Origin of the sequence: Nonomuraea sp. NPDC052129, assembly GCF_040680095.1 — a bacterium.
Classification (GTDB): domain Bacteria; phylum Actinomycetota; class Actinomycetes; order Streptosporangiales; family Streptosporangiaceae; genus Nonomuraea.
Genome location: NZ_JBFAVX010000017.1, coordinates 27,348 through 52,300, shown reverse-complemented (window position 1 = coordinate 52,300; position 24,953 = coordinate 27,348). Strand labels below are relative to the sequence as shown.

18 protein-coding genes are annotated in these 24,953 nt (G+C 68.7%); 11 read left to right on the top strand and 7 right to left on the bottom strand.

Annotated elements, in window-relative coordinates:
* Positions 1-49: 49 nt before the first annotated feature.
* Positions 50-1,183, top strand: coding sequence for an FAD-binding oxidoreductase (locus tag AB0L53_RS32135; RefSeq protein ID WP_364001811.1), 1,134 nt, complete (start codon positions 50-52; stop codon positions 1,181-1,183).
* 83 nt (positions 1,184-1,266) lie between these two features.
* Positions 1,267-2,934, top strand: coding sequence for a glycosyl hydrolase family 28-related protein (locus AB0L53_RS32130; RefSeq protein ID WP_364001808.1), 1,668 nt, complete (start codon positions 1,267-1,269; stop codon positions 2,932-2,934).
* Between the two features lie 28 nt (positions 2,935-2,962).
* Here the strand turns inward: AB0L53_RS32130 and AB0L53_RS32125 are convergent, their stop codons facing one another.
* On the bottom strand, positions 2,963-3,193 hold the full coding sequence (locus AB0L53_RS32125; RefSeq protein WP_358544677.1) for a DUF6289 family protein: 231 nt from the start codon (positions 3,191-3,193) through the stop codon (positions 2,963-2,965).
* Between the two features lie 257 nt (positions 3,194-3,450).
* On the opposite strand from AB0L53_RS32125, the gene AB0L53_RS32120 reads away from it, so the two are divergent.
* Complete coding sequence (locus tag AB0L53_RS32120) at positions 3,451-6,279, top strand: beta-L-arabinofuranosidase domain-containing protein (RefSeq protein WP_364001805.1); 2,829 nt, start codon at positions 3,451-3,453, stop codon at positions 6,277-6,279.
* A 9-nt stretch (positions 6,280-6,288) separates the two neighbouring features.
* Here AB0L53_RS32120 and AB0L53_RS32115 read toward each other — a convergent pair whose 3' ends face one another.
* A complete protein-coding gene (locus AB0L53_RS32115) occupies positions 6,289-7,596 on the bottom strand; it encodes a cellulose binding domain-containing protein (RefSeq protein ID WP_364001802.1) in 1,308 nt (435 codons plus the stop codon).
* 245 nt (positions 7,597-7,841) lie between these two features.
* Between AB0L53_RS32115 and AB0L53_RS32110 the strand changes: the two genes are divergently transcribed.
* Entirely contained in the window at positions 7,842-8,075 is a 234-nt protein-coding gene (locus AB0L53_RS32110) for a hypothetical protein (RefSeq protein WP_357953761.1), read from the top strand.
* Here AB0L53_RS32110 and AB0L53_RS32105 read toward each other — a convergent pair.
* Positions 8,062-9,291, bottom strand: a complete 1,230-nt coding sequence (locus AB0L53_RS32105; protein ID WP_364001799.1) for an ROK family protein — start codon at positions 9,289-9,291, stop codon at positions 8,062-8,064. The genes AB0L53_RS32110 and AB0L53_RS32105 overlap by 14 nt on opposite strands.
* Positions 9,288-11,456, bottom strand: a complete 2,169-nt coding sequence (locus AB0L53_RS32100) for an alpha-galactosidase (protein ID WP_364001796.1) — start codon at positions 11,454-11,456, stop codon at positions 9,288-9,290. The genes AB0L53_RS32105 and AB0L53_RS32100 overlap by 4 nt, the downstream gene beginning before the upstream one ends.
* 198 nt (positions 11,457-11,654) lie before the next feature.
* Here AB0L53_RS32100 and AB0L53_RS32095 point away from each other — a divergent pair, with 198 nt between their 5' ends.
* The 6 genes from AB0L53_RS32095 to AB0L53_RS32070 are packed head-to-tail and all read left to right on the top strand — an operon-like array spanning position 11,655 to position 19,310.
* Positions 11,655-12,401 (top strand): ThuA domain-containing protein, encoded by a 747-nt coding sequence (locus tag AB0L53_RS32095; RefSeq protein ID WP_364001793.1) that lies wholly within the window; start codon positions 11,655-11,657, stop codon positions 12,399-12,401.
* Entirely contained in the window at positions 12,371-13,384 is a 1,014-nt protein-coding gene (locus AB0L53_RS32090) for a Gfo/Idh/MocA family oxidoreductase (RefSeq protein WP_364001790.1), read from the top strand. Before AB0L53_RS32095 ends, AB0L53_RS32090 begins: the two co-directional genes overlap by 31 nt.
* Before the next feature lie 37 nt (positions 13,385-13,421).
* The gene (locus AB0L53_RS32085) at positions 13,422-14,351 is read left to right on the top strand and encodes a sugar ABC transporter permease (RefSeq protein ID WP_364001787.1); all 930 of its coding nucleotides are present in this window, start codon (positions 13,422-13,424) and stop codon (positions 14,349-14,351) included.
* Positions 14,348-15,169 carry a carbohydrate ABC transporter permease gene (locus AB0L53_RS32080; RefSeq protein WP_357953773.1) on the top strand — a complete coding sequence of 274 codons (822 nt, stop codon included), beginning with the start codon at positions 14,348-14,350 and terminating at the stop codon, positions 15,167-15,169. The genes AB0L53_RS32085 and AB0L53_RS32080 overlap by 4 nt, the downstream gene beginning before the upstream one ends.
* Positions 15,166-16,389: an extracellular solute-binding protein gene (locus tag AB0L53_RS32075; RefSeq protein WP_364001783.1), complete on the top strand. Its 1,224-nt coding sequence runs from the start codon at positions 15,166-15,168 to the stop codon at positions 16,387-16,389. Before AB0L53_RS32080 ends, AB0L53_RS32075 begins: the two co-directional genes overlap by 4 nt.
* A 47-nt stretch (positions 16,390-16,436) precedes the next feature.
* Positions 16,437-19,310 carry a CBM35 domain-containing protein gene (locus AB0L53_RS32070; RefSeq protein WP_364001780.1) on the top strand — a complete coding sequence of 958 codons (2,874 nt, stop codon included), beginning with the start codon at positions 16,437-16,439 and terminating at the stop codon, positions 19,308-19,310.
* A 101-nt stretch (positions 19,311-19,411) separates the two neighbouring features.
* Here AB0L53_RS32070 and AB0L53_RS32065 read toward each other — a convergent pair whose 3' ends face one another.
* Positions 19,412-20,854 (bottom strand): three-helix bundle dimerization domain-containing protein, encoded by a 1,443-nt coding sequence (locus tag AB0L53_RS32065; protein WP_364001777.1) that lies wholly within the window; start codon positions 20,852-20,854, stop codon positions 19,412-19,414.
* A gap of 291 nt (positions 20,855-21,145) precedes the next feature.
* On the opposite strand from AB0L53_RS32065, the gene AB0L53_RS32060 reads away from it, so the two are divergent.
* Positions 21,146-21,802, top strand: a complete 657-nt coding sequence (locus tag AB0L53_RS32060; protein WP_364001774.1) for an SDR family oxidoreductase — start codon at positions 21,146-21,148, stop codon at positions 21,800-21,802.
* Between the two features lie 39 nt (positions 21,803-21,841).
* Here AB0L53_RS32060 and AB0L53_RS32055 read toward each other — a convergent pair whose 3' ends face one another.
* Both AB0L53_RS32055 and AB0L53_RS32050 read right to left on the bottom strand, forming a co-directional pair.
* The gene (locus tag AB0L53_RS32055; RefSeq protein WP_364001771.1) at positions 21,842-23,833 is read right to left on the bottom strand and encodes a hypothetical protein; all 1,992 of its coding nucleotides are present in this window, start codon (positions 23,831-23,833) and stop codon (positions 21,842-21,844) included.
* Positions 23,830-24,762 (bottom strand): TIGR02996 domain-containing protein, encoded by a 933-nt coding sequence (locus tag AB0L53_RS32050; RefSeq protein WP_364001768.1) that lies wholly within the window; start codon positions 24,760-24,762, stop codon positions 23,830-23,832. Before AB0L53_RS32050 ends, AB0L53_RS32055 begins: the two co-directional genes overlap by 4 nt.
* Positions 24,763-24,953: the final 191 nt, after the last annotated feature.

The following is a 24,953-nucleotide window of genomic DNA, read 5'->3' as shown; positions in this document are numbered from 1 at the left end:
CTCGAAGAGACCCTGAAGCCCCCGAAGACTCCGAAGGAAAGATATCCACGTGTCCCGCGTCATCGTTCTCGGTGCCGGAGTGCTCGGTGCCTCCGTCGCCTACCATCTGGCCGTCGCAGGGGCCCAGGTCGTCGTCATCGAGGCCGGCGGCCCAGCCGCGGGCACCTCCAGCGCGACCTTCTCCATGGACGTCACCCATCTGAAGACCCCGCGCACCTACTACGACCTGAACCGCGCCAGCTCCGTCCTGCACACCACGCTGGCCGAGGAGCTCGGGGGCCCGTCGTGGCGGCACCCCATGCCCGCCATCCAGTGGGGTGACAGCGAGGAGAGCCGGCGGAGCCTCAGGGAGCGGGCCGTCCGCCTCAAGTCCTGGGGGCATGCCTGCCGCATCGCCGACCCGTCCGAGCTGCGCGAACTCGCCCCCGACGTCGATCCCGCGGCGTGCACGGCGAGTGAGCTCGTCGTGCACGACCAGAGCGCTTGGTATGACGCCCCGCTCTTCGTCCAGCGCCTGCTGGATCGCGCCGCCACGCTCGGTGCCGACATCAGGTACGGCCTGCGGGCAGAGGCGCTGATCCGCAGCGGCGACACCGTCACCGGCGTCGAGACCGGCACGCGACGCTGGGAGGCCGACTGGGTGGTCAACTGCACCGGCCCGGACGCCGACCGCGTCGCGGCGCTCGCCGGCACCGACCTCCCCATGACCCGGATCCCCGGGCTGGTGGGAGAGAGCACTCCCATCCCCGGTCTCCGACTCGGCGCGATCCTGGCCACGCCCCAGGTGGACCTGCGCCCCGCCCCCGGAGACCGGATCTGCTCCATCTCCTGGCCTGTCGACGCGCTCCTGCCCGGCCAGGGCGACGACGCCCTGGCGGAACGGCTGCACGCCAGCGGCCAGCGCGTCCTTCCCGCGCTGCGCGGCGCCCGCCTGGCCGGGGTCCGTCTCGGCGTCCGGCCGGTGCCGACGGACGGCCTCCCGCTGGCGGGCACCCACCCCGACGCCCCCGGTCTCTATCACCTGGTCACTCACAGCGGCGTCAACCTGGCGCCCGAGCTCGGCCGCCTCGTGGCTCAGGAGATCACCAACGGCGACGGCCCCGACCTGGACCGATACCGCGTCACCCGTGACATCGCGGCTTCCGTGGAGGACGAAAGCCTGACCCTCATGACCACTTCCTGACCGCCAAGTCATCCGATGGATTGCCGCGTTCCATTGGCCACTGCGGCTTGACCGCGACTATTGCTGATGTAATCCTCCGATGTGTGCCTGAGCCTTTCACGCTGAGCCGCCGAGCATTGATCGGCGGCGTCGCCGCCGTACCGGCGCTCCCCCTGTCCCCCGCCAAGGCGGAGACCCGAGCCCGCCAGGGCGACACGTCGGCGGCGCTGCTGGAGGAGTGGGCGGCGACGGAAGGCGGGCACCCGCTGGTGCCCGACATCGCGCGGGCCGGCTACCGGCACGGGGCTCGGCCGCCGCGCCCCCGGGTGGTGGCGAAGGTGACCGACTTCGGCGCCCGCGCGGACGGGACGACCGACTGCGCCGCCGCCTTCAACGCGGCCGTCCGCGCCGCCGGTGAACGGGGCGGCGGCGCGGTGCTGGTGCCGGGCGGGACCTACCTTCTCTCATCGCCGGTGTTCATGCACTGGTCGAACGTGGTTCTGCGCGGCGCCGGGCGCGACTCCACCATCCTGCGCTTCACCCGTACGCTGGACGACGGCTACCGGCCGGCCAGGCAGTCCAACGGCAACAGCCGCTGGTCGTGGACCGGCGGCCAGGTCTGGTTCATCGCGGCCGAGCGGCGCGCCCGCTCCGAGTCCGAGGACTACGCGGGCACCGAGGGCTGGCTGCTCGGCGACACGCTCGCCGAGGTCGGCGCGGCCTCGCGGGGCCAGCGGACCTTGATGGTGTCCGACACGAGCAAGCTCCGCGCGGGCGACCTGGTCGTGCTCGAATGCGACAACCCGCCGGACGCGACGTTGCTGAAGCACCTGGCGGGCGACATTCCGGGCACTCGGTCGTACGACTGGCCGAGCCGCGCGCCCCAGCTCGTCACCGGATCGGGCGGTCAGTACATCCAGTACGCGCTCCTCCAATGGCCGGTGCGGATCGAGGCCGTTCTGGGCACCCGCCTCGTCAGGCTGGCCCAGCCGATCAGGTACGACCTGCGCCCCGGCTGGCCCGCCCGGCTGCGTGCCCTCGGCCCCACCGTGCACGACAGCGGCGTCGAGGACCTGACGATCCGCAACGAGCTGGTCCCGATGACCGCCCACAACAAGCACCCCGGCTCGAACGGCGTGTGCTTCCAGGCCGTCCACGACTGCTGGGCCAGGGACGTACGCGTGGAGAACTGCGACCTCGGCTTCGGCTTCACCACCGCCAAGTCCAACACTCTGACCCGCGTCACGGTCGGCGGCCGTTCCGCGCACCACAGCTTCGCCTGCCGGATGCAGTCGCACGACAACCTCGTGGACGACTTCGAGATCGAGGCGTTCACCGTGCCCGTCCCCGCTGGAGCCGTCCACCACGGCCTCAACCTGGAGGGACTGTCATCCGGGAACGTCTGGCGGCGGGGCGCGATGGCGGAGGGTACGTTCGACTCGCACCGGGCGCTGCCGTTCGAGAACGCGCGGACGAACATCACCCTGGTCAACAACGGCCGGGTCGGCGGCTCGGCGGCCTCGGGCCCGCTGTTCGGGGCGCGGATCGCGCACTGGAACATCCGGATCACCGGCGACAGCCCGTACGCGATCACGATCGCGGACGTCGCGCCGCGCAGCCTCACCGTCGGGGTGCAGGGCACCACGGGGACGGCCAGCGAGCTGGCTCCCGACTTCACCGGGGACCTGGAGAACCTGCTCGCCGACCACGGCACCCGCCCCCGGGTGACCGACCTGTACACGGCCCAGCGCGACCGCCTCAACCTGGGCTGAGAGCGGCCGGCTGCGGCTTTTTAAGGCCTCAGCAGGGGGTCTCGTTGAACACCGGGTACGACCCGCGCCTGCCCACCCACTCCTCATCCCCGACGCAGTTCTCGTACTTGACCCCCACCAGCGTGGTGCGGGTGGAGTCGCTGTAGTAGTACGTCTCGCAGTGGTAGTCGATCATGCAGGCGCGGGCGTGCGCGGGCGAGCTGATGACGGTGAGGGCGCCGAGGGCGACCAGGACGGCCAGCGATGCGCGGCGAATCATGAAGATCCTTCCTGAGGTGCGGAAGCGCTACTGCCCTCGATGATCGTTCGTCGAAGTGAATAGATCAATAAGGTCAATCCCAGTACTCAAAGGGTCAAAACGACTGTCAGAGTGAGAGTGCCGTCTCGGCGCCTTGACGGGTGCGACGAGATCGCTAACACTCCCACCGAGCACGCATTCACCAGGGTGCTCGGCCAGAAATGTTAGCGCTACCATTCGCCGCCCCCGAGCATGGACAGGACAGTGAGATGTCGAACATGATGCCCAGGCGAGAGGCCCTCCGGCTGGCGGTGCTGGCCGCCGTCACCCCCTCCGCACTCGCCTCGCTTCAGGTCGGCACGGCCCAGGCGGCTCGTACGGCGCCGGCCCCGCCGCCGCAACACGACCCGCCGGTGCCGGGCGCCTGGATCGTGCGGCCGTTCGCCAACAGCCAGGTCACTTTGGGTGAGAGCCTGTTCAGCGTCAACCGTGACCGGATCCTGAACTTCCTGAGGGCCTATCCCGCCGACCGGATGCTGGCCAACTTCCGGACCAACGCGGGGCTGGACCCATTGGGCGCTCAGCCGCCCGGCGGCTGGGACGACGCCACGGGCAACCTGCGCGGCCACTACAGCGGGCACTTCCTCAGCGCATTGGCCCTGGCCTACGCGGGCTCCGGCGACACCTTCTACAAGGACAAGGTCGACTACATGGTCAAGGCGCTCGGCGAGTGCCAGGACGCGCTGGCCGCCCGGGTCGGGCAACCCGCGCCCGCTCCGGACCCGGTCGCCAGGGTGGCGGGGAAGTTCGGCAAGGCGGCGAAACTCGACGGCCCCCAGTACGTGTCGCTGCCCGCCGACATCGTGAGCGGCCTCGACGACTTCACCATCGCCTTGTGGCTGAACCCGGCCGCGATCACCACCTGGTCGCGGATCTTCGATTTCGGCACCGGCACGAGCCGCACGATGTTCCTGACCGTGAGCGCGGGCTCCGCGCCGAGATTCGCCATCACCACCAGCGGCGGCAGCGGCGAGCAGCGCATCAACGGAACCGCCCAGTTACCCACCGGCCAATGGACCCACCTGGCGGTAACCCTGTCCGGCGGCACCGGGACCCTCTACGTGAACGGCGCACCGGTCGGCACCAACACCGCCATGACCCTCAAACCATCCAGCCTCGGCCCGACCGGAAACAACTGGATCGGAAAGTCGCAGTACGGCGACGCATACCTGAAGGGCTCGGTGGACGAGTTCCAGATCTACGGCCGCGCGCTGACCGAGGCGGAGATCGCGGCCTTGACGACCAGCGCGGACGGCGGGCTGGGCGGCGGCGACGTCGCGTGGTACCGCTTCGACGAGGAGAGCGGCGAGAGCGCGGGCGACTCCTCGGGCAAGGGGAAGGACGCCCGGCTGGTCGCCGAGCCCACCGGGAGTCCCGGGCCGAGCCATCCCGGCTTCCTGGCCGCCTACCCCGAGACGCAGTTCATCCTGCTGGAGCAGTACGCCACCTATCCGACCATCTGGGCGCCCTACTACACCTGCCACATGATCATGCGTGGGCTGCTCGACGCCTACCAGTACGCGGGCAACGAGCAGGCGCGCACCATCGTGATGAAGATGGGCGACTGGGTGCACAGCCGACTGGGCCCGCTTCCCCGGGAGCAACTCAACCGCATGTGGAGCATCTACATCGCGGGCGAATACAACGGCATGAACACCGTGATGGCCGACCTCTACGCCCTCGGCGGCAAGGAGGAGCACCTGACGACGGCCAAGTGCTTCGACAACACCGCGCTCCTCACGGCCACGGTCAACAACGAGGACACGCTGAACAGGAAGCACGCCAACCAGCACATCCCCCAGTTCATCGGCTACCTGTCCATTTTCGAGCGCGACCAGGAACGCCACTACTTCGACGCCGCCGTGAACTTCTGGGACATGGTCGTACCCCATCGCACCTTCACCGACGGCGGCACGGCCGGACCGACCGACAACGGCGAGCTCTTCGGCGCGCGCGACGTCATCGTCGGCACCCTGGGCACCAACAACGCCGAGACCTGTCCCGTCTACAACATGCTGAAGCTGAGCAGGGGCCTGTTCTTCCACACGGCGAACCCGAAGTACATGCAGTACTACGAGCGGGCCCTCTACGGCCAGATCCTCGCCTCGCGCCGGAACATCGACAGCACCACGGATCCGCTGCTGACCTACTTCATACCCATGCGTCCGGGCGCTTCCCGGAGTTACGGCAACCTCGGCACCTGCTGCGGCGGCACCGGGCTGGAGAGCCACACCAAGTTCCAGGACTCGATCTACTTCCGGTCGGCGGACGACTCGGCGCTCTACGTGAACCTCTACCTGGCCTCGGAGCTGCGCTGGCCGGAGAAGGGCTTCACGATCAAGCAGGCCACGAACTACCCGACCGACCCGGCGGGGGTGACGACACTCATGGTGGAGGGCACGGGCCGCCTGGCCATGAAGCTACGCGTGCCCTATTGGGTGGAGAAGGGCTTCACGGTCCGGATCAACGGTGCCGACCAGAAGGTCAACGCCAAGCCCGGCGAATACGTGACGCTCAACCGGAACTGGCGGCGCGGCGACAAGATCAGGGTGTCGATGCCGTTCTCCCTGCGGGTGGAGAAGGCGCTGGACGTCCCGACCACCCAGAGCATCGCGTACGGCCCGGTGCCGATGGTCGCCAAGAGCGACGAGACCACCTTCCGCGACTTCTCCTTCTTCAAGGACTTCACGCTGTCCGGCGACCTCGCGCAGACCATGACGTCCACCGCCCCGATGACCTTCACTACGCACGGCCTGCCACTGGTGCCGTTCTACAGCGGCGACACCGACCGCTACCACGCCTACTTCCACCGCGTCGAGCCGAAGATCGTCTTCGGCAAGGTGGACTCCGGCGTGCCGAACTACGCGCGGGCGGATTCGGTGACGTTCCTGGACGCACTCTGGGCCATGGCCCCCTTCGACAACCAGGGGCGCTTCGTGGCTGCGGTTGCCCGCACCGCTGACGACTGGGTCCGGGCCGGGCTGATGACCACCGCCGAGAAGAACGCGGTGGTCTCCGCTGCCACCAAGGCCAGGCTCCGCAGATAGCTCCCCGACCTAGGAGCAGGTGATGTTGGTCGGGCCGGGTGTCGATGGGCCGTTGGCCTGGAAGCCGAAGGTGGCCGACGCGCCCGGCGCCAGGGTCGTGGCCCAGCTCGGGGCCTTGATCGTCCAGGTGGAACCCGACGGCGTGATGGTGGAGTTCCAGGCGCTGGTCAGGGTCACGCCGGACGGCATGGTCCACGTGACCGTCCAGTTGTTCCAGGTCGTGGTGCCCGTGTTCCGCACCGTGACGTTGGCCGTGAAGCCGCCCTGCCAGGCATTGGGGACCTGGTAGTCCACGCCGCACGAGACACCGGTGCCGCCCGTGGGAGTTGGAGTGGGAGTGGGGGTGGGGGTCGGGGTGGGTGTGGAGGTCGAGCCGGTCGAGGTGGTGTAGCTGACCTTGGTGTACGGCGTGCCGCACGGGTTGCAGGTGGACGGAAGCGTGAAACTGTACACGCGCCCGCCGTTGATCAGCGTGTCCGTGACGTCGCGCACCCGGATCTGGTACTGGTTACCACCCGAGGTGGTCCCGCCGATGATGTACGACTGGCCCATGTCGCCGTTCATCTGGGCCGTCTGCCACGCGCCGTTGGCGAAGTACTCGACGCCGTGAATGCCGTTGGCCAGGTGCGAGACGGAGATGGCGGGCCACCAGACCTGGGCGGACTGCAGGAACCCGATGTTGATGTCGCCGCTGTAGTTGGGCGCGGGGACGAACGACCAGGTGACGTGGCGGTTGTTCCAATGGCTGGGATACATGTCGCCGATCGGGGCGCCGTTCTTCACGAACCGGTTGAGCGAGTCCTTGGACAGGTCCAGATGGTACGGATCGTCGCGGCACCAGGCGTTGGAGTCGCCGCAGCTGTCGGCGACCAGCATGGTCAGCTTCGCGCCCTTGTACGCGTCGGCGACCCAGGAGCCGTTGCGGCAGAACGCCTGGTTCTGCGCGCCGTCGTTGGTGCCCGTACAGTAATCGCCGATCTCTACCTGCATGTAGCGGCCGCAGTTCAGGCCGTTGTTCCACAGCCCGGCCTTGCTGAGGTTGGCCCCGGTCAGCGGCCGGGGGTAGAAGGAGTAGTCGCCAGGCGTGTTGTAGACGTTGAGCGCGACGAAGTCCGGTGAGTCGATGTTCGCCTGGGGCAGGCCGCAGCCGCCGTACGGCATGCCGAGTCCATCGAAGTAGGTGGCGTTGCCCGTCACCGGGCCGGGCGGGTCGCTGACCGCGCTGGCGGACTGTTCCGTCAGGGGCGCCAAGGCGCCCAGCGCGACCAGGAAAGCGGAGAGCAGAATGGCGAGCAACCGGCGACGGGGGTGACTCATCGGACTCCCAACTCAGAAGGTTCGACACGAACGTCCTCGCAGAGCGGCGGCCGGTCAAGCAGGGATGCGCCTGAGCTGGGGAAACACGCCAAAAATGGTGAAACTTTCATCGAGTCCCCGAAAATGGCGGCGGAGAAGCGACTGCTGCCGACACCTTGATCGACAGCGCTTATCGTGATCTCATTCAGGCAAATAGCTTCGGCGTTCGCTCTGGCCCGAAACTCGGCTGATCTGGAGGAACCTGCATGAAAATGAAGCGCGGCGTTTTAGTGGTGGCGCTGGCTCTCAGCGCCCTCGCCCTCGGCTCCACCCCGGCCCAGGCGATTCCCCCTCCCCCGCCGGGGGGCGACCTCCTCCTCGTCATCAGCTACTTCGTGGGGGACCAGATCGTCGGACAGCGCTGGTCCGGATGCTCTCAGCCGCCCGGCCAGTGGGGGACGACGGACGGCCAGGCGAAGTACTACTTCACCCCCTGCTGAGCGCGACCCCTGCCCCCTGCTGAGCCGGCGTTCCCGGACCCGGCTTGAGCTCGGCGAAGAGACGTTCCTCCGCGACATCGAGTGCGCAACGCACGGCGCCGATCGCGGAGGAATGGTCGCCCAGCACCGAGCAGACCACCTCGGGCGGGAAGTCCGTCTCGCGTTCGACGCGGACGCGTACCGGCTCGCGAATGGCCTCGCCGGCGGCCGAGATGCCGCCCCCGATGATCACCAGCTCGGGGTCGATCGTCACCATCACCGGCGCCAAACCCTCCACCAGCAGGTCGGCGAACCCGTCTATGCCCGCCTGGGCGGCGGCGTCGCCCGCCTTGGCCGCCTCGAAGATGGCCTGGATCGCGTCCTCGTGGTCCGTACTTCGCCCCGGTGCCAGATCCAGCAGCCGTTCGTACGCGTGCGCCCACGGCAGCCCGCGCCACATACCGATCTCGGCCGCCGCGCCGTGCCGTCCGGCGTGCGGCCTGCCGGCGACCAGCAGGCCGGTGCCCATGCGGCGGCCGACGTGGACGTACACCACGTCGGAGGCGTCACGGGCTACGCCCTTCCAGTGTTCGGCCAGCGCGGCCATCCGCATGTCGTTGAAGACCTGGGTCGGAATGCCGAACCGGTTCTGTACGTGCCCGCCCAGGTCGACGCCGGCCCATTCGGGGATGGCCGGGGCGTGCGCGACCTTGCCGTCCGGGCCGACGACGCCGGGGGTGGCGATCGCCGCGCACGAGATGTCGGCGGCGGACAGGCCCGCCGCGTCCAGGGCCTCGTTGATCGCCTCGTTCATGATCGTCAGCCGCCTGGACCGTGGGGAGGTCGGGCGCAGGCTCTCGCGGCGTTCGGCGACGATCTCCCCGGACAGGTCGCTGACCAGCACCAGCACCTTGTGGCCGCCGATGTCGACCCCGAGCACGTGGCCCGCGCCCGGACGGAACTCGAAGCGCTGTGCCGGCCGTCCCCGCCCGTCCTTCTTCTCGACCTTGTCGATGACCTGGTCGGCGGTCTGGATCCAGCCCGCGGCGAGCAGGTCGGAGATCGCCTGGGTCGTGGTCGGGCGCGAGATGCCGGCCGCCGCCGCGATCGAGGCGATCGTGTGGCTGCCGCCGCCGTAGAGCACGCGCAGCACAGAGCGCAGGTTGAGCGTCCGCAGCGCGGAGGTGTCACCGCCGAGCTGCGTGCTCGTGCTCGGCCGAACCCTGGAGGAGGTCATCCGTTCGCTTTCTGCTCTGTGTCCCACTCGGCGTTGCCTACAGCTTGCCCGTCAAGCGCCGGTTGTGCCGCGATCTCGATGAGCATGGCGGTCTCGGGCCGTAGCGTGGGCAGCCGTACCCCGACCGTGCCGAGCGTCGCGCCGCTGAGCCGGCCCGGCGCGTCCAGCCAGCCGGGCCGGGGGCCGAGGTCGTCCCGGTTCGGGCCGACGAGTCGCACCGCGTACCGCAGGGCCGGATCGAGTCCGGGGAAGGTCATCCGCCCCGCGGGCTCCTCGTCGGAGCGGCGCACCGCCGCCACCGAGTACAGCGCCAGCCGCGGCGTCACCACGCCGGTCAGCCAGCGGCCCGTGCTCGGGTACTCGTCGCGGACCAGTGTGCCGGAGTGCAGCAGCGCCCGGTAGCGCTTGTAGATCCCGATCCACTCGGCCAGCTCCGCGGTCTCAGCGTCGTCCAGCCTGGTCAGGTCGAGTTCCAGCCCGAAGTGCGCGAACAGCGAGGTGATCGCCCGGAAGGCGAGGTCGTGCCGGCGGCCGGTGGTGTGCGAGACGGTGGAGGCGACGTGGCCGCCGATGAGTTCGAGCGGGATGAGCTGGCTGGTCCAGCGCTGGATGGTCTGCCGTTCGAGCGGGTCGATGCAGTCGGAGGCCCACACCCGGTCGGTGTGCTCCAGGACGCCGAGGTCGACGCGGGCGCCCCCGGACGAACACGACTCGATCTCCAGGCCGGGGAAGGTGGCGCGCAACTCGTCCATCAGCCGGTAGGCGGCCAGCGTCTGCCGATGAACGTGGGGCGCTTCGATCAGGTCGCGGTTGTGGTCCCATTTGAGGTAGCCGACGCCGTACTCCGCGATGACCTCGGACATGCGGGTGAGCACGTGCTCGTACGCCTCCGGGTGCGCCAGGTCGAGCACCTGCTGCCAGCGCGAGGCCGGCGGCAGCTGGGGACGGGCCCGCATGATCCATTCCGGGTGTTTGACGGCGAGCTCCGAGAGCGGGCTGACCATCTCCGGCTCGAACCACAGCCCGAACGTCATGCCGAGCTCCTTGACCCGGTCGACCAGCGGATGCAGCCCGTCCGGCCAGGTCTGGTCGTCCACGAACCAGTCGCCCAGCCCCCGGTCGGAGGCGTTCCTGCGGTGGAACCAGCCGTCGTCCAGCACGAACCGCTCCACCCCGATCCCGGCTCCCCGCTCGGCCAGGGCGAGGAGTTTGCCGAGGTCATGGTCGAAGTACACGGCCTCCCACACGTTGAGATTGACCGGCCGGGGAGAGCCGGGATGGTGCGGCCGTTCCCTGAGGTGCCGGTGGAAGCGGGCGGCCAGCTCGTCGAGCCCGTCGGCGTACCCGAAGAACAGCTCGGGCGACTCATAGCTCTCCCCCGGCCGCAGCACGATCTCACCGGGCAGCAGTGACTCGCCACCGCCCAGCGTCCTGAAGCCCTCGCCCGTGCGCTCGGCCCAGGTGCGGTGGTTGCCGCTCCAGGCCGTGTGCACCGCCCATACCTCCCCCGACCGGAACCCGAACCCAGGCACCCCGGCCACCAGCACGGTCGCGGCGTCGGCCCCGGTCCGGCCGCGCCGCCCTTCCCGAAGGTGCACGCCCACGTTGAACGCCCCCCGCTGCGGCTGCCGCTCCCGCGACCAGCGCCCGGCCAGATCGAGCAGGTCCGCCGCCCGCTCGGGCACCGGCAGGACGGCCGAGACCGCGTCCACCCGGTAGTCGTCATCGCCGTCATTGCGTACGGAGGTGCGCAACCGGACCAGTCCGCTGCCGGTCAGCTCGATGACGAGGCACAGCCCGAGCGCGGTGCCCGGATCGGCCGCCTCGACGGTGAGCCGCCCCTCCTCCTGGACGGCCTTGCTCACGGTGAAGCGGGACGCCCACGCCGCACCCGAGCGGGAGCCGGACAGACCGGGAATGCCGAACCACCCGGTGTGGCCTTCGGGCAGTACCGAGTGCGAGACGGGTCCGTCGATGAGGTTGATGACGTGCGGCGGGACGGCGGCCTCGGCCATCGCGTCCAGCTCGGCCTGGTCGCACGGGCCCGGATCGGCACCCCAGTGAACGACGGTGGGCAGCCCGGCGGACCGGAGGTCGAGGATCAGGGCCACGCCGGCGGCTCGGAGCTGAACAACGTGCCGTGCGACGTCGGAGGTCTTCGTCATCCTGACCTTTCTTCGTTATGTCATCGGATGTCTCAGGTGAAGATCATCGCACTCGCGAGGAGCGAACTCACTGGCACCAGTCTCAGGATGTGAGACCTTTCACCTTGCTGGAGTCCAGGCATTGTGCCTAGAGTCACCCCATCTTAATATGCAGAAGCCTTGCATAAATAGAGGCAGGCTCACAGAAACATCGGATGGGTGCGCGAACGAATGAACGTGACCGTGTGGAACGAGTTCTATGAGGAGCGGACGTATCCCAGCGTCTCGTCGGTGTATCCCGACGGGCTGCACGTCGTGCTCGGGCAGGCGCTGGCCGAACACCTCGGCCCCGAGGCACATGTACGCGTCGCGCTCCAGGAGGAGCCCGAGCACGGTCTGACCCAGGCCGTACTGGACGAGACCGACGTCCTGCTCTGGTGGGGCCACCTCAAGCACGACGAGGTCGGTGACGAGGTCGTCGAGCGGGTCAGGCGGCGGGTGCTCGACGGCATGGGCCTGCTCATCCTGCACTCCGCCATCGAGTCGAAGGTCGCCCAGGCCCTGCTGGGCACCTCCTGCAAGATCGCCAGCTGGCGGCACGACGACAGTGAGCTGCTCTGGACGATCCTGCCCGGCCACGACATCGTTCGCGGCGTCCCCAACCCGGTCGTCATCCCCAAGGGCGAGATGTACGGCGAGCCGCTCGACATCCCCGAGCCGGACGAGCTCGTCTTCATCAGCTCGTACGAGGGCGGCGAGGTGCTGCGCAGCGGCTGCGCGTGGCAGCGGGGCAAGGGCCGGATCTTCTTCTTCGCACCCGGCCACGAGGAGTCCCCGATCTACTTCCAGCCCGAGATCAGGCGCGTGCTGGCCAACGCGGTCCAGTGGGCGACGCCGCCCGCCCAGCCCCAGCCGAAAATCACCAGGAAGGGCGAATGGCCGCGGAACTGGTGGGCCGAGGCATGACCGACCTGATCCAGATCGGCCTCGGCCCCTGGGGGCTCGACTGGGCCGCGAACATCCTCCCGCGGCTCCCCGACGTCCGGGTGACCGGCTGGGTGGACGCCTCCCCCGAGGCACGGGCCGCGTTCACCGCCAAGACCGGCGACGACAACGTGTTCGCCACCGTTGAGGAGGCGCTGGCGGCCACCGGTGCCGTGGCCGCCATCGCGCCGGTCGCGATCGGCGCGCACGCGGCCGTCGCCCGGCAGGTCCTGGAGGCCGGCGCGCATCTGCTGCTGGAGAAGCCGTTCACCCTGGACGCCGCGACCGCCAGGGAGCTCGCCGGCCTCGCGGAACGGAAGGGCCTGGTCTTCGGCATCGACCAGAACTACCGGATCTTCCCCGGCGCCCCGGTCGTCCGCGACCTGCTCGAGCGGCGAGCCGTCGGCGCCGTCCGCCGGGTCTCGCTGGAATGGCACCGCGACCACGCCGGGGTCCGGGACGCCAACTCACTGATCGAGCTGGCCATTCACCACTTCGACCTGATGCGGTACCTGTTCGGGCGGGAGGGGATGGCGATCACCTGCGTACCGGTCACGCCCATACGCTCGGCCCAGGATCACACCCCCGGAGCCAGCCTCATCGTCGAGCTGGACGGCGGGCTAACGATCGACTACGTCCTGTCCAGCCAGGGAGTCGGCCCGCAGACGCCGTGGCCCGGCGTGTGGCGGATCTCCGGTGACGAAGGGCTGCTGACGTGGGGGGCAGCGCCGGACGACCACCGGGCCGTGTCGATCACCGACGCGGCCGGGAACGTGCGCGCGGTCGAGGTGCCCGAGCTGCCGCTGTTCGAGCGGGCCGGGGTGCTGCGGGCGTTCGTCGACGCCGTGGCGGGCACCGGTGAGCCGACCTCGCCCGCCGCCGACAACGCGCACAGCGTCGCGATGCTGGAGGCCGCGCTGACCTCCGCCCGTACCGGGGAGCGGACGAGGGTCGAGCGATGGTGACCTCCGCTCGTGTTGGACAGCGGACGAGGACCGGGCGATGGTGACGGCCGCCGCCGACCGGGTCGCGACGCGCCGAGCGCGGCAGCGGGCGGGCAGCACGCTGTTCGGCCCCAAGACGATGCTGTTCCTGCTGCCGGGCGCGATCTATCTCGCGGTGCTGTCGGTCTACCCGCTCATCGACCTGTTCCGTACGGCGTTCTCCGACGTGACCGCCGAGAACCTGCTGGGCGAGCGGCCGTTCAACGGACTGGACAACATGTGGCGGGTGATCGAGGACCCGTCGTTCGGTCATGTGGTGCTCCAGACGCTGGCCATCGTCGTGATCGTGCTGGTCGTCGGGCTGGCCGGCGGGTTCGCCGCCGCGCTGATCCTGCGTCCGCGTACCCGGCTGAGCGGCGTGACCCTGGGCGCGATGGTGTTCGTGTGGACGCTGCCCGCGGTGGTCGCCGGAAATCTGTGGAAATTTCTGCTTGAGTCGGGCGGGCCGGTCAACTCAGTGCTGCTCTGGCTGCACCTGATCCAGCAGCCGGTCCCCTGGCTGGCCAACGGCACGCTGGCGATCGTCGTGCTCGGGCTGGTCAACGCCTGGATGGTGGTGCCGTTCTGCGCGCTCGTGCTGCGCGCGGCGCTGCTCGACGTCTCCCAGGAGTTGCTGGAGGCCGCCGCGCTCGACGGCGCGGCCGGCTGGAAGGTGACCAGGCACATCGTGCTGCCGCTGCTGCGCCCGGTCATCTCCATCCTCGGCGTGCTCGTCGTGATCAACGCCTTCCGCTCGTTCGACCTCATCTTCGTGATGACCAGCGGCGGGCCCGGCACCTCCACGACCACGCTGCCGTACCTGGGCTATCAGCAGGCGTTCAAGTTCTACGAGTTCGGCCAGGGGTCGTTCACCGCGACGTTGTCGCTGGTCATCGTGCTCTTCCTGAGCGCCGTCTACCTGCGGATGAACCGGCGGGAGCAGGCATGACCGACGCCAAGCGCAACACGCCGGTCACCGTGCTCGGCTGCGTCGTCCTGCTGGCGATCTACGCGCTGCCGCTGTACTGGCTGCTGGCCACCTCGTTCAAGAGCCTCAAGGACGTGTTCGCCGGATCGGCGGCGGTCATCTTCAAGCCCACGCTCCAGGCCTACATCGACGTGTGGAACGGCGGCTTCGCCACCTCCGCCGTCAACTCCGTGATCATCGCCGTGTCCACCACGGTCATCGTGCTCGTCGTCGCCGTGCCCACCTCGTACGGACTGGCCCGGCTCAACGGCGCCATCGTGACCGGCGGGCTGGCCGCGCTGATCATCCTGCAGATGGTGCCGGCCACCTCCACCCTCATCCCCCTGAACCGGCTGCTGGCCCAGTGGGGTCTGACCGGCAACCTGTACGGCGTCGCGCTCGCCATCGCCGCGACCAACCTGCCCTTCAGCATGCTGCTGCTGCGGCCGTTCTTCACCGGCGTGCCGATCGCCATCGAGGAGGCCGCCGCCAGCGACGGCGCGAGCAGGTGGCAGCGGTTCGTCAAGATCGTGCTGCCGATCACCCGCAACGGCATCGCCACCGTGGCCACCCTCACCTTCATCGGCGCGTGGGGCGAGTTCCTGTACGCGATCACCTTTCTCAACGACCCGGGCCAGTACCCGGTGAGCGCGCTGCTGGCGCAGCAAATGTCCTCCTACGGGGTGAACTGGCCGGGTCTCATGGCGGTCTCCGTCCTGGTCTCGGTCCCGACTGTATTGATCTATCTGTTCGGGCAGCGCCTGCTGGTCGGCGGTATCACGATGGGAAGCGTCCGTTGATCTCTGCAAGACTCCGCGTCGTCGCCGCCGCGGCGGCCCTGTGCGCCCTCGCCGCGTGCGGCACCTCCGGCTCCGGCGGCTCGGGCGACGCCAACAAGGTCACGTTCTGGCACTACTACGCCCAGGGCATCCCCGCCACCGCGAAGTTCACCAAGGACCTGGGCGACGTCTACGCCAAGGCCAAGCCGGCCAAGCCGCTGAACAGCGTGTACGTGCCCGGCGAGCAGCTCACCCAGAAGGTGATCGCCACGGCGGCCACCAAGCAGGGCCCCGACGTCTTCGTCCAGGGCGGCGCCGACCTGCTCCAGCTCATCAAGGCCGGCGCGATCGCCGACATCACCGCCCAGTTCGACAAATTCCCGGACAAGGCGCAGATCCCCGACGCGAACGTCATCAAGAAGGACGGCAAGGTCTACGGCGTCCAGGGCTTCAACAACACGACCGCCCTCTGGTACAACAAGACGATCCTCGACGAGCTGGGCATCACACCGCCCACCACGATGGACGAGCTGACCGCCGCCCTGGAGAAGATCGGCAAGAAGTACGTCGGCATCGGCCTGCCCGGCCAGGGCGACCAGGATGTCAACGCCTTCTCCTTCATCACCGCGTACGGCTTCGACTACGCCAAGCCCGACGCCGCCGCCCTGGAGACCTCGCTCAAGCTGGTCGGCGGCTGGGCCGAGAAGGGCTACGTGCCCAGGGACGCCGCCACCTGGACCCCCGATGTCGCCTTCCAGAAGTTCACCGCCGGCGGCATGGCCTTCGTGCTCGGCGGCAACTGGCAGTACGGCAACGCCAAGAAGGCCGCCTCCTTCAAGTACGGGGTCGTGCCCGTGCCCAACGGGAGCGCCCCGGCCAAGGTCTACCAGTTCGGCGACAACGTGCACGTCAGCGCGTTCACCAAGGACAAGGACGCCGCCTTCGACGCCATCGCCGCCATGTTCCTCAGCAAGGAGGGCGAGCTCGCCGCTCTGGACGCGGGCAGCATGCCGGTGCGCAAGGACCTGGCCGGCACCGAGGGCATGAAGGACCCGATCTACACCCAGTTCAACAAGGCACTGGAGAACGGCGTGCCGTACCTGCTGCCCGGGTTCGGCACCGAGCTGACGCAGATGCGCAAGCCGGTGGCCGAGGCGTGGAGCGCCGTGCTCGCCGGACAGTCCTCCCCGGGCGAGGCCGCCACCACCGCGGTCGCCGCCATCCAGCGCGTCGCCAAATAGCGCGTCGCCAATTAGCGCCAAGTAGCGTCAAGTAGGAAGAGATCCGTATGCGCCTGCGCGCCATCCTCGCCCTCGCGATGCTGGTCGGTCTGCTCACCGCCGTACCGGCCCACGCCGAAGCCGTCCATCCTCGCCAGCAGTGGTTACGCGACTCCACCGCGGGCCTGTTCCTGCACTGGGGCATGTTCACCGCGCCCCGGCACCTGGACTGCGCCGCGTGGGAACGCGACGTCACCGACGGCGGCTGGACCCCTGACTATTGGATCGACCAGGCCCGCGACCTCGGCGCCTCGTACATCGTCCTGGCCACCTTCCACAGCGCGCTGGGCTACGCCCGCCCCTGGCCGTCCGCGATCCCGGGCAGCTGCGCCACCCGCCGCGACTTCCTCGGCGAACTGGTGAACGCCGGGAAGGCGAAGGGTGTGCGGGTCATGCTCTACATGACCGACGACCCGCAATGGCACAACAACACGGGCGTCGAGATGCTCGACTCGGCCGCCTACTCCGCCTACAAGGGCCGGCAGGTCGACATCACCACGCGACCCGGCTTCGGGATGTTCAGCCAGGATCTTTTCCTGGAGGTCATGGAGAAATATCCGGACCTGGCGGGGTTCTGGATCGACAACGAGAACGAGTACTGGCAGCAGAACGGCCTGTACGACAAGGTCCGTGAACGGCGCCCGGACTGGCTGCTGAGCAACAACAACACCGACACCCCGATCATGGACACGGTCAGCAACGAGCAGAAGACCGGCATGACCCCCGCCTACGACTACCCGCAGGCGGCGTGGACCCCGATGCCGCGCCTGGTCGAGGCGGACTACAAGCTGCCCACGGTCGGCGACTGGTGGTACGACGGCGCCGACCACCCCGTTGACGCCCGCCTGTCCACCGGCCGGTACATCACCAACGCCGGCTCGTCGATGAAGTCGCTGATGGCGGAGACCGCGATGGTGAACGGCAAGTTCCCACCGCAGCAGGAGGCCTTCAACTCCTTCATGTCCACGTGGGTCCCGCCGATCAAGGAGTCGCTGCACGCCACCGAGGGCGGCGGCTACATGTACGGCGGCCTGCAGCCCGGCTTCTGGAACGACGGCGCGCACGGCGTGATCACCGTCCGGCGCGACGACGGCGGGAAGGTCCAGTACGTCCACGTGCTCACCAAGCCCAGCACCGACAGCGTACGGCTGCGCGACAACGGCTATCGCGTCACTGGGGTGAGCGACCTGCGTACGGGCGAGCGGATGCGGTTCACGCAGTCCGGCGGCTCCCTGACGATCCTCGGCATCACGCGGTGGGATGACTACGACACGGTGTTCAAGGTCGAGACGGCCGGCCGCCAGGGCTTCCTCACCGTGGTCAAGGCCACCGCGTCTGCCGAGCAGGCCGAGCATCCCGCCGCCGCGCTGGTAGACGACGATTTCACGAAATATTGGGACTCAGACGGCAACCTTCCGGTGTCGGTGACGCTGGATCTCGGCAAGCGGAAGAAGGTGGCCTATCTGGCGGTCAACCAGCGCGAATGGTCGCCTGTCCTGGCCAGGGTGACCTTCGGGCGGCCCGAGGACTCCGCCCGGATCAAGGACTACCGCGTCTATGTCAGCGACGACGGCCGCCGCTGGGACAAGCCGGTGCGCGCCGGCGCGATGCGCAGCGCCCGCGGCATGCAGGTCCTCGACCTGGGCGAGCAGCACGGCCGCTACGTGAAGCTGGAGGTGCTCAACACCTGGGCGGGCGCGCAGGCGCCACGCTTCCACCGCAAGCTCCGGATCGACGAGATCCAGGTCGCGGACTCATACCCGGTCTCGCGCGACAGCCTGCCGCTAGAGGCGGAGCGGCAGCAGCGGACGGGTCGGGCCCGCGTCGAGTCCTGCGCCGCCTGCTCGGGCGGGGCCCAGGTGGTCGGGCTGCGGGACGGCACGCTCATCTACGGCGACGTGAGCGTCCCGGCGGCGGGCGAGTACCGCCTGCAGATCGACCACACCTCCGCCACGCCCGCGACGCTGTCGGTCGCCGTCAACGGCGCGGCGCCGGTCCAGGTGCGGGTGCCGGGCGACAACAAGGGCGTCCCCGCCTCCAGTGCCCTGCCCGTCACCCTGAAGGCGGGCACCAACACGATCACCCTGTCCGGGGACGCGGGGGTGGATCGCCTGGCCGTCGCCCCGATGCCGCCCGCCTCGTACACCCCCAAGACCACCCTGACCGTCGACCCGGCCGGGCTGCAATGGGTCAGCCCCGGCCGGCAGACGCTGCGCGTCTCGGCCACGCTGCGCCTGGACAGCGAGGACGTGCTCGACCAGGTCGCGTTCGCCCCGGCCGTCCCGGCGGGCTGGACCGTCGAGGGCGAGACGATCAAGGCGTCGGCCCTACGGCTCGGGCAGACGCTGGCGGGCTCGTGGACGCTCACCTCACCCCCCGGAAAGGACGTGACCGCGACGGACATCCCGATCACCGCCACCTTCCAGTCGCTCGGCCGCCCCTACACGGTCACGAGCCAGGTCGGAGTGCGTCCGCGTCCCGCCGACCGGGTGTTCATGCGGGAGGCCGAGGACTCACGCAACAAGATCGGCGAAGCCGGGATCACCGCCTGCGCGGCGTGCTCGGGCGGCCAGAAGGTACGCAACATCGGCGGCGGACCGGACCAGGGCAGCGAGCCGAACGCCTATGTGCTGTTCGAGGACGTCACGGTCCCCGAGGCACGGGCGTACACGCTGTACATCGACTTCACGGTGAACGGCCCCAAGTCGTACTTCGTGACGGTCAACGGCGGCACGCCGATCGAGGTGAAGGTGAACGGGACGACCAACAACACCCTCTACACCGTCAGCGTCCCCGTCACGCTGAAGGCCGGCCCGAACACCATCAAGCTCCACAACGACACGACCCCGGCCCCGGACCTGGACCGCATCTCTCTCGGGTGATCTCGGGTGACCTCGGGTGATCTCTGGCGAGAAGGCGTGACCCCGGCCGGATCTTCCGCGCCGGGGTCCATGCCCGGAAGCAACGGCGGCCAGTGACGCGGCTAGCCGTATGACTTGCCGACGCTGTCGAGCAGGTGCTCAAGGGTGTCGTAAGAGGGGATGTCCACGACGTCGATGAGGTCGGTCGCGACGCGTACCTGGTGATCCGCGGCGACCTTGGCGAAGTCGTCGACGTCCGCCGACCGGAACCCGTGCTCGGCGGCGAGCCGCTGCAACTGCGCGTCGGTGCTGAGCAGGCGTCCGACACGGTCACCGGACGCGTTGAGCGGCACCAGCGTGTGCTTGGACATCACCGTCGGCGATGGGTACATCAGCACCATCCCCGGCTTGATCTGCCCTCGCGTGGCCGCGTCGACGAACTGCGCCTCGTAGATCCAGACCATCGGCGACGGACCCATGCCCACCGTGAGGTATTCGTTGAACGGACCCTCGGAGGTGTTGTCGGTGTAGCCCTGGCTGGTGAAGAGCTGGGTCACCAGGGGCAGCACGTTCTTCTCGGCGGTGGCGCCGTGCACGACCTTGCCGCCGTTCGCGACGTAGCTGGTGATCGCCAGGTACATGGCCGCAGAGTTCGAGGTGCGAGGGTCCGTCGTGGAGATCAGGATGTTCTTGTCGACGCGGTAGTCGGAGTTGCCCGTGAGCTGGTCCCACTTCGTGTCCGTGGTGACCAGTTCGAGGTAGCGGCCGATGTTGAAGGTCGGCACGGGGCCCTGCTTCACGACGCCCGCCTTGGTGAGCAGGTCCGCGATCGGCTGGAACGTCGCGATCGCCATGGGCGAGGAGAACGGCGTGTACTTCGTACTGACCTTGCGCTTTCGCTGGATGAACTCACCCGCCGGCGCACTCGACGGGAACGCGAAGTCGAAGCGGCTGAGATCTACCGAGGTGGCGATCTGACGGGAACCGGCCGATTCGATCTCGACCTTCACGCCCTTGTCGGCGAAGGCCCGCACCACCTGCAGATCCTCGAAGAACGCCTTCTTCTCGGAGCCGATCACGCCCCGCACGATCGTGAGCGGCGGAGCCGGGGGCGGGGCTTCCGTCTTACCGAGGTTCACGACCACCACGGCGGCGACCACGACGACCGCGACGCCCAGGCCGATCGGCAGCAGCACCTTGCGGCTGGGCATTCTCGCCGGCACCGCGGCCAGTTGGGCGACTGCGGTGGTCGTCTCAGGCCGAACGTCCGCAGGCTTGTCTGACGGCGCCGCAGTTTGGGTGGGCGCGGTTTGGGTGGGCGCGGGCTCGGCGGGCGCGGGCTCGGCGGGCGCGGGCGCCGCCACCCGTGCCGTCAGCTCACCGCGAGCGATACGTTCGACCATGACGGGGACGAAGTCACGGACGGGAAGGCCGTCGAAGCGGCGATAGGCCGCCTGCATCACACTCTCGACGTGCTCGGCGGAATGGGTGCCGGCGAAGACCTGCACCAGGTGGTCGGTGGTCCGGCGAATCGCCTGTTCCTCGCGGAGGGTGTCGCCGCTCACCAATAACTCCCCGACCTATCAATTATCAGTTATCGCGACAGGCCGCCATGCCCGCCCGATCATGCGAGACCCCACCATATAGGGGTTTTCGGCCGCGTTGATAACCACGTCGGCTGTTATTTAAAACCCGCAGGTTAGGACGATATGACCGCACCCCCGGAAATCATCTGTTCATATTCGCCGAGCTCATTCGTTAAGTGAAATACACAAATGTTTTATGTCCGTTCATCACCGAGCGGGAGCGGTGGCGCCGAGAAGGGCCAGGCAGTTCGTCCACAGAGCGTCGAGGCGTTGGGTGTTGTTGTAGAGCTTGGCGAAGAAGGCTACGGCGTCGTCGCCACCTCGCGTACGATCGCCCCCGCCGACGACGCCGACGTCGTGACCGTCCAGGGCGACATCGCCGACCCCGCCACCGCCGAGCGCGTCATCGCCGCCGGCATCGAGCGCTTCGGCCGTATCGACACGCTGGTCAACAACGCGGGGATCTTCATCGCCAAGCCCTTCACCGACTACACGGCCGCCGACTACGCCGCCGTGAGCGGTGTGAACCTGACCGGGTTCTTCCAGATCACCCAGCTGGCCATCCCGCACATGCTCGCCCAAGGCGGCGGCCACATCGTCAACATCACCACCAGCCTGGTCGACAACGCCGACTCCAACGTCCCCTCCGTGCTGGCCTCGCTGACGAAGGGCGGCCTGCAGTCCGCCACCAAGTCCCTGGCCATCGAGTACGCGACTCGCGGCGTCCGCGTCAACGCCGTCTCACCGGGCACGATCAAGACCCCGATGCACCCGGACGAGATCCACCAGACCCTCGCCGCGCTGCACCCGGTCGGGCGGATGGGCGAGGTGAGCGACATCGCCGACGCGGTGGTCTACCTCGAGACGGCCCCGTTCGTCACCGGGGAGATCATGCACGTAGACGGAGGCATGAGCGCCGGCCACTGACAGCCGCGCAGAAGCGGCATCGCGACGGTCCTCGCCGCGTCAGTCGTCCTCCTCGTCCGCATCATCCTGCTCATCCGAATCGTCCTCGGCGTCATCCTCATCGTCCGAATCGTCCTCGGTGCCGTCCTCGTCGTCCCAGTCGTCCTCGGCGTCGTCCTCATCGTCCCAGTCGTCCTCCTCGTCGTCCCACAGGTCGCTCGCCGACAGCGGGTGCTCGTCATCGATGAGGGAACTGTCCACCGAGCGGCGCCAGGCGCCCCTCTCGTCTGGGTCGGCCCAATCCTCGTCGGTGATCCTCGGGATGGGGATGGTGGCCCGCCGGTGGTCGACCATCCAGGAGTTTCGGAAGAAGTCGAACTTGAGGTGGTAGCAGCCGGCGGACTCGGTGTACATGATGGGCGGGACGAGGAACTTCGCTACCCCGACCTTGGCCGCGACGATCACGTAGTCCTCAGGAATGGATTCGTCGTTCCAGCAGGCGGCGAAGTTCACCGGCTTGAGCGCGCCCTCGCCGAGCACGTGGATGAGGGTGTCCTGGATGACGAACCGGTCTGGGTCAAGGGCCACGTCCTCGCCGAGCATGAGGATCGGCGCGGGCAGGATGTGCGCTTTGGCGAAGGACTGCGCGTCGGTGTAGAGCTCGATGATCTCGTCGTGGCGCGTGGGGTCGTAGCCTCCGGAGGAGTGGAACGGGCAGCAGATCTGGCCGTTGGGCCGCTCCGGCTCGGGGAAGAACGCGGATTTGTCGACCCGTGTCATGGCCGACCCGCTATGCCGGGCCCGCAGGAACTCCGGGATCCAGCCGGCATTGTCGGACTCGATCACCTCTGTCCGGCAGAGCGCCCGGAACGCGGTGTCGCCGAGCTTGCAGTTGAAGTAGTCGAGAAGGGTGAGCGCGGCGCACTCCGCCAGCGACAATGCCTCGGTCTTGGGGAACCAGAAGTCGTAGCCGTTGGCCACGAAGTGCACGCCACGGAATTCCTTGTGCACGAAGGTCTCGCGGCTGCGGCCTTCCCCCAAGCCGCTCCAGTGGGCGGCCGCCACCTGGTTGTAGTACGCGTCGGCGGACCGGGCCAACTCTGGCGCGAACACACTCTCACCGGTCAGGTAGCACGCCTTGCTGAACAGCTCACCGATCTCCGGCGCCTCGGTGACCTCGTCGGCGGTGAAGATGAGTTCGGTACGCAGGAACACCTTGCGGCCGTCGCGGTAGGGGGCGCCTTCGTGCTCGTACCGCTGATCGAAGATCACACACGTGAAGTCGCCGATCTCGCTGAGCGCGGCACCGCCGACCAGGTCAAGCGCCGGCGATCCCGTACCGCCGGTCAGGTACAGCAGCACCGTGTGCCGGGAGATGTGCCGCCGCGCCGCGTCGAAGTACGGCGTGTCCCGATGCCGGTGGAAGTTCGCGTCACCCGGCTCGAACCGGTTGCACCTGAACACCGGGTTCACGTGCGAGAACCCCTCCGCCGTCGCCGGAGGCAACGCGTCGGCCACCGCCGCGGTCAACGCCTCGGCCAGCAGCGCCGAGTGGAAGATGAACCGTTCACCGCCCCGGGAGGCGGCATTCAGCGGCGGCACGTACAGGTTCAACTCATCCAGCTGTGCCAGCCGGGCCTGGGCCTGCGCCGGCAACCGCAGCGAGAACGAGAACACCCCCTCCGTGTGCTCCACCCGCCCGGCCAGTTCCGCCTCCAACGGCACGTCCTCGAACAGGCGGTCCAGCGGGATGATGTTTTCGAACGTGCGAAACGACAACTCGTGCGGATCCACGAACACCGCCGCCAGGTACGGCGCGTCCGCGCTGGGACGGGCGAACAGATCCCGCACCCGCTCGTCGATTCGCTCGGCATCAATGAACCGCACCGCCTTGAACCGCGCCGACGGATGCCACGAGATGTCCAATCCATCGACCGTCGCGGCCGGCTCGGCATCGGTCGCGTCCACCTCCGCCCGATATCGAGCGGCCTCATCGGGGGCCACATCCCTGGTCGACAGGACGAAGAACCGATCCCGAAGTTCGATGCTCACACGCACCTCCACAAGCTGCGCAGCCCCGACGGAAGGTTCGCGGCGTGCGCCAGTTTCCGCACGCCGGCCTGGCCCACATCGGAGCCGTACAGCCACAGCCGCGCGAGGGACCCGACGAACGGGGCGGCGAGCAGGGCTTCCGCGCCCGCCTCGCCGATGTCGTTGTACCGCAGGTCGAGCTCGGTCAGCTCCGGAAACCGATGCAGGGAACGCACGCCCTCGGCGGTCACCCTGTTGCGCTGCAGGCGCAGGCGGCGCAGTCCGCCCAGGTGCGGGGACGCCCCGAGGGCCGCCAGACCGGCGTCGCCGATACGGCAATACCGCAGTTCCAGCGCCCGTAACCGGTCGGTGCGGAGCGAGGCGGCGAGAATCTCGGCGCCGTCGGGGCCGAGATCCAGATAGGAGAGGTCAAGCTCGACGAGTCGCCCGACATCCAGTCCGTCGAGAAGCCGCATGTCCAAGGTGCCAGGGCGCAGCTCGGCCGCCGGGCCGCCTTCCCCCTCGTCGTCGTCCCCCTCGTCGTCGTCCCAGTCGTCGTCGTCCCAGTCGTCGTCCTCGCCGGCCGCCGCGTTCGGCGCGATCCTCAGCGTGGTGACGAACCGCCCGTGCAGCACCTGCTCCACGGCCTCGCGGACGTCGTCCGACCACTGGACGGCCACTTCCGCGGCGAACCCGTACCGGCGCGCCAGCACACGCGCCGTCGCCGGCAACCCGTCGTCCCATCCGTCCTCGTGCTCCGCGACGAGGTCGGCGATCTCGCGCTCCACGGCCGGGCGATCAGCGGGGCGGGTGCGCGCCAGGCGCTGCTCGAGGCGGATCAGCGTGCCTCTGGCGTCGCCGTGCTCCAGCAGCCAGTCGCTGTAGGCACGCCACGAGGCCAGGTCATCGGGATGAGCCCGTAACGCGTCTTCGACGGCGGTCACTTGCATTCGTCCGAATGTACGGAGATCGGCGGATGTGTCAAGGCGACCCACGCCGTCGGCAAACGGACCCCGAGTGACCTCGCGGGCAGGTATTCTGCTGCGCCGAGTACATGATCGCTGGGGTGGGCGGCCCCAACCGGCACGAGTACATTCTGGCGTCCTCGGACGGGGTCAGAGGCTCGCCTCAGTTGGAGGTC

Bases quoted from the DNA above. Each gene is read 5' to 3' on its own strand.
- AB0L53_RS32110 (WP_357953761.1), top strand. From the start codon at position 7,842: ATGAAAATGAAGCGCGGCGTTTTAGTGGTGGCGCTGGCTCTCAGCGCC.
- AB0L53_RS32050 (WP_364001768.1), bottom strand. From the start codon at position 24,762: ATGCAAGTGACCGCCGTCGAAGACGCGTTACGGGCTCATCCCGATGAC.
- AB0L53_RS32090 (WP_364001790.1), top strand. From the start codon at position 12,371: ATGGCCGCGGAACTGGTGGGCCGAGGCATGACCGACCTGATCCAGATC.
- AB0L53_RS32080 (WP_357953773.1), top strand. From the start codon at position 14,348: ATGACCGACGCCAAGCGCAACACGCCGGTCACCGTGCTCGGCTGCGTC.
- AB0L53_RS32115 (WP_364001802.1), bottom strand. From the start codon at position 7,596: ATGAGTCACCCCCGTCGCCGGTTGCTCGCCATTCTGCTCTCCGCTTTC.
- AB0L53_RS32125 (WP_358544677.1), bottom strand. From the start codon at position 3,193: ATGATTCGCCGCGCATCGCTGGCCGTCCTGGTCGCCCTCGGCGCCCTC.
- AB0L53_RS32105 (WP_364001799.1), bottom strand. From the start codon at position 9,291: ATGACCTCCTCCAGGGTTCGGCCGAGCACGAGCACGCAGCTCGGCGGT.
- AB0L53_RS32120 (WP_364001805.1), top strand. From the start codon at position 3,451: ATGATGCCCAGGCGAGAGGCCCTCCGGCTGGCGGTGCTGGCCGCCGTC.
- AB0L53_RS32085 (WP_364001787.1), top strand. From the start codon at position 13,422: ATGGTGACGGCCGCCGCCGACCGGGTCGCGACGCGCCGAGCGCGGCAG.
- AB0L53_RS32100 (WP_364001796.1), bottom strand. From the start codon at position 11,456: ATGACGAAGACCTCCGACGTCGCACGGCACGTTGTTCAGCTCCGAGCC.
- AB0L53_RS32070 (WP_364001780.1), top strand. From the start codon at position 16,437: ATGCGCCTGCGCGCCATCCTCGCCCTCGCGATGCTGGTCGGTCTGCTC.